This window comes from Brevibacillus sp. HB1.3 (assembly GCF_013186635.1).
In the GTDB taxonomy this organism is placed as follows: domain Bacteria; phylum Bacillota; class Bacilli; order Brevibacillales; family Brevibacillaceae; genus Brevibacillus; species Brevibacillus brevis_D.
This window is the reverse complement of record NZ_JABMIT010000013.1, coordinates 125,128-142,352: the sequence shown is the minus strand read 5'-3', so window position 1 is coordinate 142,352 and position 17,225 is coordinate 125,128. Positions and strand designations below refer to the sequence as shown.

The 17,225-nt window shown below is 49.0% G+C and carries 14 protein-coding genes; 12 read left to right on the top strand and 2 right to left on the bottom strand.

All coding sequences use genetic code 11. The features are described from left to right. Nucleotides 1-10: 10 nt before the first annotated feature. The 8 genes from HPY31_RS24655 to HPY31_RS24620 all read left to right on the top strand — a co-directional run bounded on the left by HPY31_RS24655 (nt 11) and on the right by HPY31_RS24620 (nt 10,195). Complete coding sequence (locus HPY31_RS24655; RefSeq protein ID WP_172142838.1) at nt 11-2,341, top strand: universal stress protein; 2,331 nt, start codon at nt 11-13, stop codon at nt 2,339-2,341. 12 nt (nt 2,342-2,353) lie between these two features. Beyond that, on the top strand, nt 2,354-3,079 hold the full coding sequence (locus HPY31_RS24650; RefSeq protein ID WP_172142869.1) for a hypothetical protein: 726 nt from the start codon (nt 2,354-2,356) through the stop codon (nt 3,077-3,079). 61 nt (nt 3,080-3,140) lie between these two features. Then, nucleotides 3,141-3,983, top strand: coding sequence for an arginase family protein (locus HPY31_RS24645; protein ID WP_172142837.1), 843 nt, complete (start codon nt 3,141-3,143; stop codon nt 3,981-3,983). A 158-nt stretch (nt 3,984-4,141) separates the two neighbouring features. Beyond that, nucleotides 4,142-5,473, top strand: a complete 1,332-nt coding sequence (locus tag HPY31_RS24640) for a DUF4179 domain-containing protein (RefSeq protein WP_172142836.1) — start codon at nt 4,142-4,144, stop codon at nt 5,471-5,473. Between the two features lie 123 nt (nt 5,474-5,596). After that, nucleotides 5,597-6,163, top strand: a complete 567-nt coding sequence (locus tag HPY31_RS24635; protein ID WP_172142835.1) for an RNA polymerase sigma factor — start codon at nt 5,597-5,599, stop codon at nt 6,161-6,163. Then, nucleotides 6,156-7,796 (top strand): DUF4179 domain-containing protein, encoded by a 1,641-nt coding sequence (locus HPY31_RS24630; protein ID WP_253901931.1) that lies wholly within the window; start codon nt 6,156-6,158, stop codon nt 7,794-7,796. The genes HPY31_RS24635 and HPY31_RS24630 overlap by 8 nt, the downstream gene beginning before the upstream one ends. 190 nt (nt 7,797-7,986) lie before the next feature. After that, complete coding sequence (locus HPY31_RS24625) at nt 7,987-8,553, top strand: RNA polymerase sigma factor (RefSeq protein ID WP_007728877.1); 567 nt, start codon at nt 7,987-7,989, stop codon at nt 8,551-8,553. After that, entirely contained in the window at nt 8,546-10,195 is a 1,650-nt protein-coding gene (locus tag HPY31_RS24620) for a DUF4179 domain-containing protein (protein ID WP_253901930.1), read from the top strand. Before HPY31_RS24625 ends, HPY31_RS24620 begins: the two co-directional genes overlap by 8 nt. A gap of 59 nt (nt 10,196-10,254) precedes the next feature. Here the strand turns inward: HPY31_RS24620 and HPY31_RS24615 are convergent, their stop codons facing one another. Then, nucleotides 10,255-10,884 carry an HXXEE domain-containing protein gene (locus HPY31_RS24615; RefSeq protein WP_172142832.1) on the bottom strand — a complete coding sequence of 210 codons (630 nt, stop codon included), beginning with the start codon at nt 10,882-10,884 and terminating at the stop codon, nt 10,255-10,257. Nucleotides 10,885-10,903: 19 nt separating this feature from the next. Next, nucleotides 10,904-11,494, bottom strand: coding sequence for a TetR/AcrR family transcriptional regulator (locus HPY31_RS24610; protein WP_172142831.1), 591 nt, complete (start codon nt 11,492-11,494; stop codon nt 10,904-10,906). A 165-nt stretch (nt 11,495-11,659) separates the two neighbouring features. On the opposite strand from HPY31_RS24610, the gene ytaF reads away from it, so the two are divergent. The 4 genes from ytaF (at nt 11,660) to HPY31_RS24590 (ending at nt 17,117) form a co-directional block, all read left to right on the top strand. Further along, nucleotides 11,660-12,355 carry a sporulation membrane protein YtaF gene (ytaF, locus tag HPY31_RS24605; protein ID WP_172142830.1) on the top strand — a complete coding sequence of 232 codons (696 nt, stop codon included), beginning with the start codon at nt 11,660-11,662 and terminating at the stop codon, nt 12,353-12,355. Between the two features lie 108 nt (nt 12,356-12,463). After that, complete coding sequence (locus HPY31_RS24600; RefSeq protein ID WP_172142829.1) at nt 12,464-15,268, top strand: calcium-translocating P-type ATPase, SERCA-type; 2,805 nt, start codon at nt 12,464-12,466, stop codon at nt 15,266-15,268. A gap of 31 nt (nt 15,269-15,299) precedes the next feature. Further along, a complete protein-coding gene (yunB, locus tag HPY31_RS24595) occupies nt 15,300-16,016 on the top strand; it encodes a sporulation protein YunB (protein WP_172142828.1) in 717 nt (238 codons plus the stop codon). 126 nt (nt 16,017-16,142) lie between these two features. Next, nucleotides 16,143-17,117: a copper amine oxidase N-terminal domain-containing protein gene (locus tag HPY31_RS24590; RefSeq protein ID WP_172142827.1), complete on the top strand. Its 975-nt coding sequence runs from the start codon at nt 16,143-16,145 to the stop codon at nt 17,115-17,117. The last annotated feature ends 108 nt before the right edge of the window (nt 17,118-17,225 follow it).

Below are 17,225 nucleotides of genomic sequence, written 5' to 3'. Positions count from 1 at the left end.
GGGCTGCGAGATGGTAGAGCAGTTTCGGCGAAAGTCCCCGGAGGAAATCTTGCAGTCCATCTCCAGAATGCACCGGGGCAGGCTGAAAATCATTCTGGGGGCTGTCAGTGGTTCAGGTAAAACCTATCACCTGCTCATGGAAGGGCAGACGCTTAAGAAAAAAGGGATTGATGTGGTCATAGCTGGATCAGGTGAGGCCACTCATCCCAAGCTGGCGCAAAAGCGGGAGGGCTTGGAGCAAATCCAGCCGACCATCTGGTATTCCCTCGGGGAAGCGAGACATGATCTGGACGTTGCAGCCATTATCGAGCGTGACCCGGAAGTCGTGCTCGTAGACGGTTTGGCTCATCGCAATCGTCCAGATGCCCCGCGTCCAACCAGGCTCGACGATGTTCAGTATTTGCTGAACCACAATATTAGTGTGATTGCGACGGTCAACATTTACGAATTGGCCGGGATGAAAGAAATGGCGGAGCGACTGACGAAGGCAGAAGTGCGGATTGACCAGTGTGTTCCTGAGGATACGCTTGCTATGGCTGACGAGGTGAAATTGCTCGACGTCACGCCAGAAGCCATTCTGAAAAGGCTACAAGAAGATAATCGCAACCAGATTCGAACGAAGCATCCGTTGTTTCGCAGAGACAATCTGCATATGCTGCGAGAACTCGCTCTTCGGTTCGTAGCGACGGGCGTAAACGAGGATTTGGAGGATTATCGGGAGAAGCACGGCATGGTAGGGGCTTCAGGAGCCACAGAGAAGGTGCTGGTTTCTGCCCAGTATCATTGGAACGGCTCGATATTGGTTCGGCGCGGACAACAGGTTGCCAAGCGGCTCGGCGGAGAGCTTTTGGTCGTCTGTTTTCTCCCTTTATCCAAGAAGCTGACGAAGGAAGAAGCGACTTTTAAGAGATCCATTGGAAAGCTCGTGGACAAAGTCGGTGGTACCTTTGAAGAGCAGCTGCTTGCACGTGAAAAGGACGTAGCAAACAGCCTTGTCGCCTATGCGATGGAGAATAATGTGACCCGAATCGTCATGGGGCAGTCCAAGCGTACGCGCTGGGAAGAGATATGGTACGGCTCCATCGTTCATAAGATTCTTCGGCAAACGAAAAATATCGATATCTTGATCGTGGCAGATCGTTCCGAGCGAGACGGTGAGCGCGTCATGCCGACCAAGCGAGAACAAGCGAAAACGCCGAATCCGTACCGACGGCTCTCCGATGAGGAGATGCAGCAAGAAATCGGTAAAATCAAGCGGGGGACGCTAAAAGTATATGTAGGAGCCGCACCTGGTGTCGGCAAGACGTACACGATGCTCCGAGAAGGCAACGAGCTCGCTGAAAATGGCATCGACGTGGTGATTGGGCTTTTAGAAACGCATGGACGAAAAGAAACCATTGAGCAGGTAGGGGGACTTCCTCTTATCCCGCGCAAGCGCATCCCCTATAAAAATGTGACGCTAGAAGAAATGGACACAGACGAAATTATTCGGCGAAATCCGGAGGTCGTATTGGTAGATGAGCTGGCACATACGAATGTGCCCGGAAGTGCCTATGAGAAGCGCTACCACGATGTCGAGAAGATTTTGGCTGCGGGTATTTCCGTCATATCCACGATGAACATTCAGCACCTAGAGAGCTTGAACGACAGCGTCGAGCAAATCACGGGAATCCGCGTGCGAGAGACGGTGCCGGACCATATTCTGCATCAGGCAGATGAGGTAGAGCTGATTGATATTTCACCCAAAGCGCTACGCCAGAGGATGCGGGAGGGCAATATTTACGCGATGGAAAAGGTGGAGCAGTCACTGACCAACTTTTTCAAAACAGGGAATTTGATCGCGTTACGGGAGCTGGCCTTGCGTGAAGTGGCGGACGACGTCGACGAACGCTTGGAGGCATGGGAGCGCCGAACGCTGCGCGGGCCTTGGCGGCAGCAGGAAGTCATTTTTGTCTGTGTGAATTTGCGGGCAGACAGTGAACGATTGATTCGCCGAGGGTTTCGCATTGCTTATCGGTTGAAGGCGTCCTGGCATGTAGCTTACGTGCAGGATCATTCGTCGCTGACAGAAGAGGAAGAGACACAGCTGGCGAAGCTGAAGGCACTAACGGAGCGTCTCGGAGGTCGTTTTGAACGATACGAAGCCCCTTCCCGACGCAAGGTTTTTACCCGGCTAGTTTGGCATATGAACGAAAAAGAAACGACGCAGGTTGTCATCGGGCAGTCGGCGCGAACCCGCTGGAAGGAAATTCTCGAGGGTTCGGTCATTCAGCGATTATTGCGGGAGGTCCGACACATGGATGTGCTGGTCGTGGCCGATCACGCACCCGATATGATGTGAGGGAGGGTAATGATGGGCACAGAAAAAGAAGGGCAATGGGACCAAAGCGTGGCAGACGCCTATAGCCGTTTGGAGTGCCTGATACGAGAGCCATCTACGGAGGCAGATTTATTTTCCAGGCTGATCCGGGTCTATCTGGAGGAAGAAGAGGTGCGCATACGGCAAAAGCTAAAGCGCAAATCCTCACAGCGAATCTCTCGCGTCATGCATGAGCGGGTGGGTGAGTTTTTGTCCGGGCAGTTGAGCGGGCTTTCGTTTCAAGTGATCGACGGTCTCTTGTTTATAAAGAGGGAAGAGCAGCTAGTCGGGGCACTCAAATGCATCCCTGATCTCGGTAGCTACGATACGCCGTCCTGGAATGCGACGCTCGCCCGTTTTGCCAAGCAGTATCAGAAGCGGTTCAATCTGGAACCAGAGAAGCTGCTATTCGTTATCTGCTCGCTCGCCAAAAGCCTGGATGCAGCCCATGCCAAGGAGTTGACCGGAATTGACGTGTGGTGTGGCGCGGCATTAACGACTCCCGTCTATCGGGATGCGTTGCAGGTGTATGTTAACAAATATGTGGAAGTCATGGACGCTCTTCCGCAGCCTGTACACCAAGTGTATTTTTTAAGCGCAGATGTCCATCCGAATGCGCTTGCTTGCCAATTGCTGCGCGGGGAAAAAGCATCCTTGCCAGATCGTTGGTTACGACCGTCCGTCGGTGAACTCATCCAATTTTTGCACGGCAGGATGTGATATACTTTTATGGATATACATACCATAAATTCCTTGGGAGGGACTATTTATCAGAATAAAAGTGGCTGGTATCCCGCATTTTACAGGAGCATATGTCTCTGGCACAGAATTAGCTCCGGACGCGCTTCGTACAGCAGGATTGATCGAGCAGTTGCAGCAGCATGGCTTGGAAGTGCAGGACGTAGGAAATCTACATCTACCCGATGATTTGCCTCGCCATAATATTCCACCAGTTCGTAATTGGCCGGCACCGCGCATGTTCTGGGATTTGCTGCAAAAGGACGCGCAAGAGTGGCTCGATACAGACGACTTTGTCTTGATGCTTGGCGGCGATTGCAGCTTGGTTGTTGCAACGGCTCAGGCTCATCAGGCTATTCATCAAGAGAAAGCGTATCTGCTGGTGTTAGACGGTCATCTGGATGCATTAGTGCCATCGGCTTCTCGCTGTATTGGGGCAGCAGGGATGGGATTGTGGTTTTTGCTACAGGATCGCGGACAATGGATCGAACCAAGCGGCTGGGATGCAGAGCGAATCCGTCTTGTCGGTTGCCAGCGGATGCCCGAGGAGACATTTGGCGTAGAGGTCATGACCCTGGCACAGCTCACAGAAGGAAGCCTAGTGGAACGAGTTTCTCATATGCTCCAATCGATCCCGCCTGATGCCAAAATCCTCGTTCATTTCGACGTAGATATCATGCACAAAGACGCGATGCCAGCAGCCTATTCTCCCAGTGAGATTGGATTGTCGCTTTCCGAAGCGGAGGCATTACTGGAAACTGTTTTGCGAGATTCGCGCGTGACAAGTATGGAAGTGACGGAATTCTCAGGGGCAAGAGATACGACTGGCGAGTATGCAAGGAGACTGGTAGAGTTGCTCGCTCGGGCACTATCTGCACGTGTGTAAAGCCCTCCCATCTATGAAATAAATTCGATAACGAGTGAGCTCGGCAGACCTGATTTCGTTCAGGCTGTCGAGCTCTTTTTTTGCGTGCTCCTCGTGAACCGAACGATTGTTTCTCGTGAATATAGAGTGAATCTAGGATAATAAGGAGTGGAGCAGTTATGAAAAAAATGGCATTATGTGTGGCAGCATTGGCAGTCGTTGTATCAACGGGAATCCTCGTGTCCCCGTCGTTTTTCACAAGTAGTCCGGCAGCAGTGGTGAATGCAGCACCGTCTGTGAACACTAGCTTGTTTGTCTCGCAAAAGGCTGGAGATCCTGGAATTTTGCAAGCCGCTCAAAATGGATTTACCCAGCCGCTTGATCTGAAAGTGACCGATCAAGGCTTTACCTTGGAAGCAAAAGAGGTTCTGGCAGACCCGCTGCGCATCAGTATCATCGCAGGGGTAAAAGACAAAGACGGCAGGGCAACAGATGTGTATTGGGATAATTTCCACGCCCCCACCCATGAATATCAAGAAATCACGATCAAGGATAAAGCAGGCAAGGTTTTACATAGCTCATCCCCCAATCAAGAGTCGTGGAAAACAAACCAGATAGGCGATTACATCCTGTTTGAACACGAGCTCAGAAGCTATTTTGACGATGGGAACAAGCTGCCGGACGAGCTGGTCGTAGAGTTCCACATGAAAAAGATGGGCAGTACCAAAGGAAACTGGCAGCTGTCGGTACCCGTGAACTTGAAAAAAGCAAAAGCTGCGACGAAAACAGTGGCTGTCAATCAGTCCCATACCTCTCTCCAAGGATTTCAGTTCGATTTGCGAGAGATTACCTTTGCACCGAGTGGAACAGAAGTGGTGATTGATTCGAATAACAAGGACTTCAGCTATCAGCTTGTCAATGAAAAGGGAGTCGTCCTTGGCGCATGGGACTCTGCAGTCGCTATCCATGATGAGAGCATTCAGAAAAACGTAATCAATACGATGAAATGGCGCGAATCTGCTCCAGTGGAAAAAGGGCTGCGACAATTTCATTACTTCCACGACCTGAAAGAATCGAATGGTCTAACCTTTAAGCTGCATGCTGTTTATACAGAGGAAGAGCCAGGATTCAGCGTAAAGCTGGACCCTGCCAGTGTGGGAGCAAAGCCAGTTACAGCAGAAAAGAATGGGACTCGCTTCACGTTTCACAAGGTATCTAAGGGCAGCGGAGAGGATCGCCACAACATCGAGTTTGAGGGGACGCTAGCGGAAGGAGTAGTGGGAATCTTCCCGTTTGATACATGGTACGTGACGGACGAAAAGGGCAAAAAGTACAGTGCGGTATGCCATATCGAGGAATCCGCCAATCAAAATGGACGGATGAAAGTAAGAGGGAATTTGGAAATCGAGGAGATGAAATCCTTGCCAAAGCAAATGACGATCACCTTTGACAGTATGTTGAAGGAGCATCGCGATGTGAGCTTTGCGGTACCTCTTTTGACAGGAAAATAAAATTTTTCAAAATAACGAGAAAGGATTTTCCAGCTCATTCGTATTAGTGGTGAATCAACCAAAACAGGAAGCTGCGCAGCATTCCCTACTGGCTGATCGGTTATAGATGGAGGAGTAGTAGAAATGCCGGACGATCGGGAATTGATCGAGCAAATCCTGGCTGGCAATCATCAGCTGTACAGTCAGATTATCGACAGGTACAAGGGCAAGATCGTGACCTACTTGTACAAAATGATTGGCAACATGCCGGACGCACAGGAATTGGCTCAAGACGTGTTTACCAAAACCTTTTACCTATTGAAAGACTATCGGCCTGAGCACAAGTTTTCTTCATGGCTGTATCGAATCGCGAGCAATCATTGCCTCGATGAAATACGAAGACGCAAAAGAACGGAGCGGACGGCAATCGTGGAGGAACAGATCGTTGATCCAGAGACACCAGAAACCGCCCTGTTAAAAAAGGAACGGGACGCCCAACTGGAACGAAGTATCATGCAGCTGGATGAGGAGTATCGCGAGGTGTTCGTCCTGCACTACTTAAAGCGTCTGTCGTATCGGGAAATCAGCGAGCAACTGTCTCTTACGGAGAGCGCGGTTCAAATGCGTTTGTTCCGTGCTCGTAAAGAGATGAAAAAAAGCCTGACGAAAACAATGGGAGGGGGAGATGTTCATGAAATGCTTCATGTTTAATCAATGGAAGCTCTATGCCAATGGCGAGCTCCCCCCTGCCGCAAGCAAAGGACTGGAGCAGCATGCAGTAGAATGCCCACAATGTCAAATCAAGCTGCAAGAGTGGGTAGATCACATGCTGAAAGAGGAATTTTCCACTTATCCGGAAGTTCCTGTACCCGATACGTTTACGGACGAGGTCATGCGTAAACTGTTCGAAGCGGTTCCCGCACGCACTGCACGGAAGCACTCCTCCCGAACCAGAAGACAAAGGGGCTGGGATATTGTGAAGAAGACAGGATTGGTAGTAGCAGGACTTACCGCGTTGGTGGTGACAGGAACGGTTGTATCACCTACGTTTGCGAATTATGTGAATAGCTTGTTCCAGATTGAAAAGGATGCAGATAGCGGGATGAAAAATGCCGTGAATAAAGGCCTTGTCCAAAAGCTGGAGCAGAAGGTAACCGATCAAGGGATTACTTTCGAAGCAAAAGAGTTGATGGCTGACTCGATGAGGATTGCTATTATCTTTGATATGTACGACCAGAATGGTAAGCAAATAGAAGATCACTCTATGAAGCTTCAGTTAATTGATTCGAACGGAAAAGATTGGTTGGCGGAGGATGGAAGCGAGGAGTCTGGGAGTAATCATGGACAGTTTTTCATCACTGAGGTGAGCTTGAACGATATTTTCGAATCGGCGGAGGCTACTCCTGAACAACTGACCTTGAAAATCATACCAACAGACATCGAAGGCAAGACAGGGAAGTGGGACTTGGAAATTCCGGTCGATATGAAGAAAGCGAAAGAAGCGACCAAGACGGTTGCGTTCAAAGACGCCGTGTATCAATCACCACAAGGGCTTGAGCTTAAACTGAAACAAATCGAATTCTCCCCAAGTGCGACACGGGTTATGCTGGATTCAACGGTTCCAAAATCAGCTTATGTAGAGTTTGAACGGGCGGTGCTCATGTATGATAAGGATCATCCGGGTGGAGTCCACATCACAAACAAAAAAGTCGAACCTACTTTATCAGGAGATGATATCGCGTACGAAATTACCAACGAGAAAGGTGAGGTCGTGGCAGCTCGGGATATGTTTGTATTAGATAAAGGAATCGCGATAAAGAAGAATGTTCTTTACGTCTCTGGACTGTCCAGTAAACAAGAAGGCGATATCATGAAGTGGTGGCATACATTTGGCCCGCTACAGGGTGAACAAAAGTTAAAGTTTCAGCTCCAAAAAGTTTATGAGAACAAACTGGCTTCTCCCAAATTCGACCTCATTCCAGAAGACTTAAACAAGAAGGCAGCGACTTTCAAGGATGAGACAGGCAGTTCGTTTACATTCTCCTCTTTTTCGTGGACACCTGCTAGCGGTGAGGAAAAAGGCAAGGCTGTGATAACTGTAGAGGGTACACTAGGAAAAGATGTGGTCTCCATCAAATATTGGTATGTAAAGGATGAAAACGGGAAGATTTACTATGCGACATTGAGACCAGAAAGCACTAGAGATAAAGATGGACGCGTACTGGTCAAAGGAGAGCTGGTCATTCCGAAATTGGAGCAAGTACCGAAAAAACTTACTATTTGCTATCCCGAATATACGGTGGAGCACCACGTGAATTGGGAAGTGCCGTTTGAAATCAAATAGATGAAAGACAGACAGGGGAAGAGGCTGACAGAGGCCTCTTCTTTTTTATTTCGATAAGTGATTATAGAATTTTTTAAAAGTAGAGAAAGGTTTTTCCAGCAAATCCGTAATAGCTTATGAATCAACCAAAAACGGAAGCTGCGCAGCATTCCCCGCTGGCTTGATCTGTGATAGATGGAGGAGTAGCAAAATGCCGGACGATCAGGAACTAATCGAGCAAATCCTGGCTGGCGATCATGAGCAGTACAGACAAATTGTTGACAGATACAAGGGCAAGATCGTTGGCTATTTGTACAGGATGATCGGCAACATGCCAGACGCACAGGATTTGGCTCAAGACGTGTTTATCAAAACCTTTTATCGTTTACACGACTATCGGCCTGAGTACAGGTTTTCTTCATGGCTGTATCGAATTGCGAGCAATCATTGTTTCGATGAAATGCGAAAACGTAAACGGACAGAGCAGGTAGAAATCGATGAGGAGCAGCTGATTGACCCAGACACGCCAGAGACAACTTTGTTGAAAAAAGAACGGGACGCCGAGCTGGAACGCAGCATCATGCTACTGGATGAGGAGTATCGGGAGGTATTCGTCCTGTTTTACCTACAGCGACTGTCGTATCGGGAAATCAGCGAGCGACTGTCTCTCTCGGAGAGCTCCGTTCAGATGCGATTATTCCGTGCCCGCAAAAAGATGAAGGACAGCCTAGAGAAAACGATGGGAGGGGGAGCTATTTATGAAATGCTTCATGTTTAATCAATTGAAGCTATACGTAAACGATGAGCTGGCCCCTGCCGAGAGCAAAGGATTAGAGCAACATGTGGAAAATTGCCCACAATGCCAGAAGCACCTGCAAGAGTGGGTAGAAGGCATGCAAGAAGTGGATTTTTCCGACATTCCAGATGCTCTTGTACCCGATTCGTTTACAGATGAGGTCATGGATAAGCTGTCTGATGCAGTTCCTCCACGTTCTACGCGAAAGCACTCCTCCCTAACTAGAAGACAAAGGGGTTGGGATATTGTGAAGAAGACAGGATTGGTAGTAGCAGGACTTACGGCGTTGGTGGTGACTGGAACGGTTGTATCACCTACGTTTGCGAATTATGTGAATAGCTTGTTCCAGATTGAAAAAAATGCGGATAGCGGTATGAAAAATGCTGTCAATAAAGGTCTTGTCCAAAAGCTGGAGCAAAAAGTAACCGATCAAGGGATTACTGTCGAGTTAAAAGAGCTGTTGGCTGACTCGATGAGGATCGCAGTCATCTATGATGTGTACGACGAGAGCGGCAAGAAGATTGAAGATCATGTTTTGAATGCGAAGCTGATTGATCAGAACGGAAAAGATTGGTTCGAGGATGATGGAGGAGATAATTCGGGAAGTCATGGAGAGTTTTTCATCACAGAGCGATTTTTGAACGAAATCTTCGAATCAACTGAGGCGACTCCTGACCAACTGACCTTGCATTTAGAACAGACAGAAATCGCAGATAAGACAGGAAAATGGTCATTGGAAGTTCCGATCGATATGAAGAAAGCCAAGGAAGCGACGAAAACGGTTGCCTTCCAGAATACGGCTTTTCAATCGCCGCAAGGGCTCGGGATTGAGCTGAAAAATATCGAATTTTCCCCGAGTGCGACACGGGTCATGCTGGATACCACTTTCCCAAAATCAGCTTATTTGGAGGTTGAACGAACGTCGATCCTGTACGATCGGAAAAATCCGCAAGGCGCCATTATCACAGAAAAAGAGCGTGATCCTGCTTTTTCGGGAGAGAATATGATGTACGAAATCACCAATGAAAAAGGAGAAATAGTAGCCGCTTGGGATATGAAATCATTGGATGATGAGCTGGATAAAAAGGAGAATGTTCTTTTCACACCAAGAACAGAAGAAGAAGCGGAAGAAAGACCAGAAGGCGATGTCTTGAATTGGTGGCATACATTTGGCCCGATACAGGGAGAACAAAAATTAAAGCTTGAGCTAAAGAAAATTTATGAGAAAAAGCTGGCTTCGCCTAAATTTGATCTGGTTCCAACAGAACTAGACAAGAAAGGTGCGACTTTCAAGGATGAGACAGGTAGTACCTTTACATTCTCTTCTTTTGCATGGGAGCCAGGTAACGGCGAAGATCTAGGTGAGGCCGTAATGACCATAGAGGGTACATTAGGAAAAGGCATAGTCGAGAACCGCGATTGGTCTGTAAAGGATGAAAATGGGAAGACTTACCCTGCGGCAGTGAGTACGGAAAGCACCAGAGACAAGGACGGACGGGTACAGATCAAAGGTGAGATCACGATTCCGCGCTTGAAGCAACAACCGAAAAAGCTCACGGTATCCTACGCTACCTATATGGTGGAACACGACGTGAAGTGGGAAGTACCGATTGAAATTAAATAGTTCAAAAAAAAGGAAGAGGCCGACAGTGGCCTCTTCTTTTGCATTTCAGGAGCTGGTTTTTATGATTTGTGTACGTAAGGCCCCAACTGTTGACGAGTAAAGGTATAACGGGAATTTTCGTCCTTCAGCCACATATTTCCCTTCACAATGAGAATGTACACCGCAACGATGAAGTAGCTCGTCCCAATGATCCAGTCTGATGTGGTCACCATGCCAGTGTAGATGATGTGCCGGATATACCATACCCCAATCGGGATGTGGAAGACGATAACGGCGAACAAGCCCGGATTGTAGAGCGTTTTCGCTTTTAGATTCGCAAAAATTCCATGCCAGATAAACTGGAAGAAGCCCATGAGAATCGGTGCCAAGCCGAGCCAGGCGACAGTTGGGAACAACAGGGGAACCAGATAAAAGACATAGGCAATGACGAGGTTGATGATCATCGCAGATTGTGGATTCAACGGGTATCGCTCTGGATGGCTGCTTTTGAAAATCAAACCATTAAACAGTCCGGCAAAATATCCGGGCCAACGATACTCTTCATACTGATGAACAAGGATGGCGATGAAGCTTAGCCACAACAGCCGCTCGATAACAGGAATGGTACCCCATTGAATCATCAAATACAGACCAACGCCAACTGCCACTAGCAGACCGAAATCAGACCAGTATTTTCGCAAAAAACCCATCTGTCTCTCCCCCTATTTCCTATTTTTCATGAAAATAGCGTGCGAATAACAAATCAATCTGTTGTTCTACGGAAGCGACCTCGATGCCAGCGCCTGTAGACAATATCGATTTGAGCAAGGCAGGCAGAAATATCGCTCCAAACAACTGCATGATCATCATCATGAGAACCTCATGGTCTTCTTCGTGGGTAATTTCCTTCAAAACTCCCGCAATCTTCACAAACCCGATGCTTTTGAGGAATTGACCGTACTCATATTGCGAAGTAAATACAGCGCCACCAAGTGAGAAGATTCGCGAAACCAGCTCGGGATATTGCTGAATGATCTGCACGTAGCTGATTAAAAACTGCTTGAGCCGTTCTTGGGGAAGTAGAGATGTGTTATCCAAGAGATCAAATGTAGCTGTAAAGCTGCTTAGAAATTTACTGAGGGTTTCATTGATGAGCTTATCCTTGGAACCGAAATAGTAGTTAACCAAAGCTACGTTGGTACCGGAATCCGCTGCGATTTTCCGTACGGTCACGCTCTCGAAGCCCTCTATCTTGATCAAATCCAGTGTGGATTGCAAAATTTTCGCTTTCGTTTCGCTGTTTTTATCTACCCGTGACATGAACAACCTCCTTTTGAATGGAAGCAAAATGTTTTGTTAAACTAAGTTTTAAACATTGTTTAATTTAATGGTATCAGTTTCCAACTGGTAAGGCAATGATTTATTGGCACATCAGCGGAGCTTTTCGCGTATACCTAATAGGCAATGGGAAAGAGGTGACCACATATGAGCGGATGGCTCGCACTCCTGCTCGTTTCCCTGGCCATCAGCATGGACAGTGTCAGTGTAGGATTGACGTATGGTTTACGGAACATGAGAATGCCCTTTTTGTCGCTCGTTGTCGTTTCCGGTTGTTCGTTTGCTGTTGTATATGGTGTCATGCTCGTAGGCTCATCCCTCACCGAATGGTTAACACCCGAGATTGGCCAGTATATTGGAGCCGCGGTCTTGATCCTCATGGGTTTGTTTACTCTGTGGCGGCTGATTGCGACAAGGTCGGGGACAGAGGTTCAGGAGTCTACTACTGCTGCCAGCAACAACGCCGTTCTAGCCGAAGAAAAACAGGAAGAGCAGGAATCCATCGTATTATTGTCGCAGTTCCGCATTTTTGGTGTGATGATCCAGATTTTAAAAGATCCTTCCAAAGCCGATACTGACCGTTCTGGGCATATTATGGGCTGGGAGGCCGTCATGTTGGGGCTTGCTCTGTCTTTAGATGCTTTCGGCGCAGGTATCAGCCTTACGTTCTTGGGATACTCGCCACTGCTCGTCGCTCTCTGTATCGCGGTGATGAGTGCCTTGCTTCTTGTGGTAGGAATTGCTCTCGGCAGCCGTGCAGGAAGAGCCAGCTGGCTGACGCGGCTCACCTGGCTGCCGCCGATTTTGTTGATTTGCATTGGTGTAGCCAAAAGTTTGAAATAACCGACAAACTAACACGGACCCCGTCCAGATAAATGGACGGGTTGTTTTATTTTCTAGCTCGTCTGCATACACATGAAAATGAGTGAGATGTGGATGGAGGAGATGTAGGTGGATACACAGCCAATTCGAAAATGGTACACGCTGGCGGCGGCCGACGTGACCGAAGCCCTTCATAGTGATGCTGCGCAAGGGTTGACTCAGCAGGAGGCGGAGCGGCGACTGGCTAAACAAGGTGCCAACCAGTTGGCTGAACAAAAGCGAAAGCCTCTCTACTCGGTCTTTGTTGATCAGTTCAAGGATTTTATGGTACTCATCCTGTTCATCGCAACACTGATCTCGTACTTCCTCGGAGAGTACCTGGATGCGATTGCGATCATCGCGATCATCCTCATTAACGGCATCCTCGGCTTTATTCAGGAGGCCAAGGCTGAGCGATCCCTGCAAGCGCTAAAGGAGCTGGCATCCCCGATGGCGCGTGTCATCCGGGGTGGGAACATTTCCATGATACCGGCTTCGCGGCTGGTACCTGGTGACCTGGTGCAATTGGAAGCTGGGGATCGTGTTCCCGCAGATTTGCGTTTGCTTTCGGCCAATCGGCTAGAGGTAGAGGAATCTGCATTGACAGGAGAGTCTGTTCCCGTCGGAAAAAACGTGAAAAGACTGGAGACAGCCCAGGCCTCCACTGTACCGCTTGGCGACCAAAAAAATCTCGCGTTCATGGGCACGATGGTGACCGGAGGAACAGGGAGCGGTATCGTCGTAGCGACAGGGATGAGCACAGAAATTGGGAAAATCGCGCACTTGATGAATACAGCGGAAGAAGCAGAAACTCCTTTGCAGCTGCGCTTGGAGCAAATGGGCAAAATTCTCGTGGTCGTCGCACTACTGTTGACGATTGTAGTCATTGCTGCTGGTGTCTGGCATGGTCATGAGCTGTTTACGATGTTCCTCGCCGGGGTGAGTCTCGCAGTTGCGGCTATTCCGGAAGGCTTGCCAGCGATTGTGACTGTCGCGCTAGCGCTTGGCGTCCAGCGGATGATCCGCCGCAATGCGATCGTTCGCAAGCTACCGTCAGTTGAGACATTGGGCTGCGCTTCTGTTATTTGCTCAGATAAAACAGGGACCCTGACTCAAAATAAAATGACTGTTACCGAAGTGTGGCACAGCGACTCCACGTATGAGGTGAGCGGTAGCGGCTACGCACCAGAGGGAGCCTTTCACTACCTGGGGAAAATGGTATCTCCCGCCCGTGACGGGGCTCTCACACAAATCATCCGAATCGCAGACCGATGCAACAATGCCCGTTTGACATGCGAGGAGCAAAGCACGCGCAATCTGCTTGGGATGGGCAAGGCATCACGCTTTTGGCAAGTCATAGGCGACCCGACTGAAGGTGCTCTCAAGGTGCTTGCCGCGAAGGCATTGGGCGGCAATACAGAGCGTAGCACCCCCAAAAATCAGGGGCAGCGTGTGGAGGAGCTCCCCTTTGATTCTGACCGCAAAATGATGTCCGTCGTCGAAAAGGGGACGGACGGTGTGTATTCCCTGCTGACAAAAGGCGCGGCAGAGGCATTGCTGGCGAGATCGACACATATTTTGTGGAAGGGTGACCTCATTCCACTCTCCGCAACGCTTCGTCATCAGGTATTGGAGCAAACGGAACAGATGGCGGGCAAAGCGTTGCGCGTACTGGGCTTCGCTTATAAGACGCTGCAAGGCTATCGCCCGGGACAGCCGATCGGCTCCATGGAAAACAATCTTGTCTTTGTCGGATTGGCCGGGATGATCGATCCACCGCGTGAAGAGGTGCGTCCAGCGATCAATCTTTGCCATCAAGCAGGGATCAAGACAGTCATGATTACAGGCGATCACAAGGTGACAGCAGAAGCAATTGCCCGTCAGATTGGTTTGATGCGTGGCTACGGAGAAGTATTGGAGGGGCGGGAGCTGGATGGCATGTCAGATGAGCAACTCGCAGAGTATGCGGAGCGAGTGACTGTTTATGCCCGTGTGTCTCCAGAGCACAAGCTTCGGATCGTCCGTGCCCTGCAAAGCCAAGGACATGTTGTCGCCATGACCGGGGACGGTGTCAATGATGCTCCTGCGATCAAGACCTCAGACATTGGGATCGCGATGGGGATTACTGGTACGGATGTGACGAAGGAAGCGGCCGATCTCGTGCTGCGCGACGATAACTTCGCCACGATTGTCGCCGCCGTCGAGGAAGGGCGTAACATCTATGACAATATCCGAAAATTTATCCGTTATTTGCTGGCGTCCAACGTGGGCGAGATTCTCGTCATGTTTTTTGCAATGCTCCTCGGGCTTCCTTTGCCTTTGGTGCCGATTCAAATCTTGTGGGTCAATCTCGTGACAGATGGTTTACCGGCCATGGCGCTGGGCATCGATCAGGCGGAAAAAGATACGATGTATCAGAAGCCGCGCAACAAGGCAGAGAACATATTCAGCCGAGGGTTGGGCTGGAAAATTATTAGCCGTGGCTTTCTCATCGGGGCCATGACGCTGCTCGCGTTCTGGCTGACTCTCAAAGAAGATCCGAATGACTTGGTGCATGCCCAGACTGTTGCTTTTGTCACGTTGGTTATGGCGCAGCTAATTCACGTTTTCGATTGCCGGAGTCAATACAGTGTTTTTCACCGCAATGTATTTGAAAACAAATACCTCGTTTGGGCCGTACTTTCGTCGATCGTGCTCGTGATCGGTGTCGTATACATGGAGGCACTCCAGCCGATCTTCAAAACAACGGATTTGAATCTGCGCGATTGGGCATTAATTTTGGTCGCTGCGGGAGTTCCTACTTTTGTCGCGGGAATCGGTGGGGTGCTTACTGGGGGCAGACAGCGCACAAGCAAAGAAAAAAGCCCAGCTATGCGCACGGTTCGTCCTGACTAACCGAGCGGCCAAAGGGGGTGAGGGAGCCATCGTGCGCGTGAGAAGGGGAGGATGGAAAAGACGCAGAAGGAGAATTTTTGCTGGGATCCTGCTGATCATTGTGGTATTGATTGTTTTGTTTATCGTTGTGGAACGCAGGGTGGAGCCGACGTTGATGCTGATTGCCCAGGCCAAGGCAGAGCAGGTCGCCAAGCTCGCGATTACCGATGCAGTCACCAAACGCATGACCCAGCAAGGTGTCGACGTCAACGAAGTTGTCATCATGGAGAAGGACGAGAGTGGTAGCATCAAAGCAGTGAATTTTAATTTCAAAGAGTATTCCCGGATTGTGGGGGAAACGACAGCTCGTATTCAAAATCGCTTGAAGGAATTCGAGCAGGAGCATGTTCAGACAACCATACCACTGGGCTTGGCTACCAAAAACGTCTTTCTTGAGCACTTTGGGCCTGAAATTCCGGTGTCGTTCGTTCCGATTGGTGCGGTCAAAACCAAGCTAGAAACGAAGCTGAAGCAAGCGGGAATCAACATGGTGCTGGTGACGGTCTACATTTATGTGGAAGTCGATCTGCGGGTCATTATTCCTTTTGCAACCAAACAGCAAACAGTCACCACGGAAATTCCAGTCTCTGAAGCCCTGATCGTCGGCAAGGTACCAACTTATTTTTACGACAACCCATCAGGCAAGCCCGATGTACCGATGCCGCAAACGAACCAAGTCCCAGGTAACCAAATCCCAGGCCAGCCGTGATGTTTTTCGCTTATACATGAAGGATTTACACATCTATGAAAATTTTGTTGAAACGTTTCTGAAAGGGTGCCGTCCAATGAATAGAGACACACAAAAACTAGCAAGAACATTGGAGGCATAAACAATATGAAAACATTCCGTACAGGTATGATGACAATCGCGGCACTGGCCGCTTTGGGAACTAGCGTGGTATCCGCAACCTCCGAACCAGTAAAAGAACTTTCTGTTAACATAAACGGTCAAGCAATCGCACAAGATGCGATCTTCGATAAAGGTCAACAAACCGTACTGGTTCCACTTCGTCCTGTTGCTGAAGCTCTTGGTTTCAAAGTAAGCTGGAACGACAAGGAAAAAGCAGCAGAAGTGCAAAGAGGCGCGATTACCAGCTACGCAAAAGAAGGAGAGGACCGCTATCCTTTCGCAAAAATGTACAAAACGCTGGGAGCAGAGCCTCGCGTACTGAATGGCAGCACCTATGTGCCAGTTAAATTCGTAGATGAAATCCTGCAAGCAGACGTGAATGTAACCGATGATACAGTGACTGTAGTGGAGGACGAAATCGCTCCTATGCGTACGGGTACTATTACGAACATCAACAAATCCGATAAAGGCTACTCCGTTACACTGAACATCTATGAGTCTGGCATCATCCTGCACCTGACAGCAGACACCAAAATTACGGATGAAGCTGGTAAAGTACTGAAGCCAGAAGATTTGAAGCTGGGTATGGCTGTAGATGCTACGACCGAAAAATTCATGGCAATGAGCCTGCCGCCACAAACAAGTGCGCTTAGCATTACGGTAAAAGGCGGCCTGAAGACTCAGGACGTCCTGGGAACCGCGGGAAAAGTAGCGAGCATCTCTGCTGACAAAGATGGCAACTACAAAATGCTCGTAGAGGGTCGCGGTATTACCGGAACCTCCCAAGAAAAAATCAACCTGAACATTACCGAAAAAACGGTGATTATCAATGCGCGAGACAACAAAGTACTCTCGCCAGCTGAGCTGAAAGAGGATATGCAAGTAGTTGCCTTCTACGGCCCAATGATGACGAAGAGCCTGCCGCCAATCGGCACTGCTGAAAAAATCGTAGTAGAGTAAGAGAAAGCACGGGATGGCATTTGCTGTCCCGTTTTCTTATGTTCAGGGAATTCCCTGATACACTTTCTTTTATGGAAACTTTACAATAACGTTAGGATGATTGTCTCA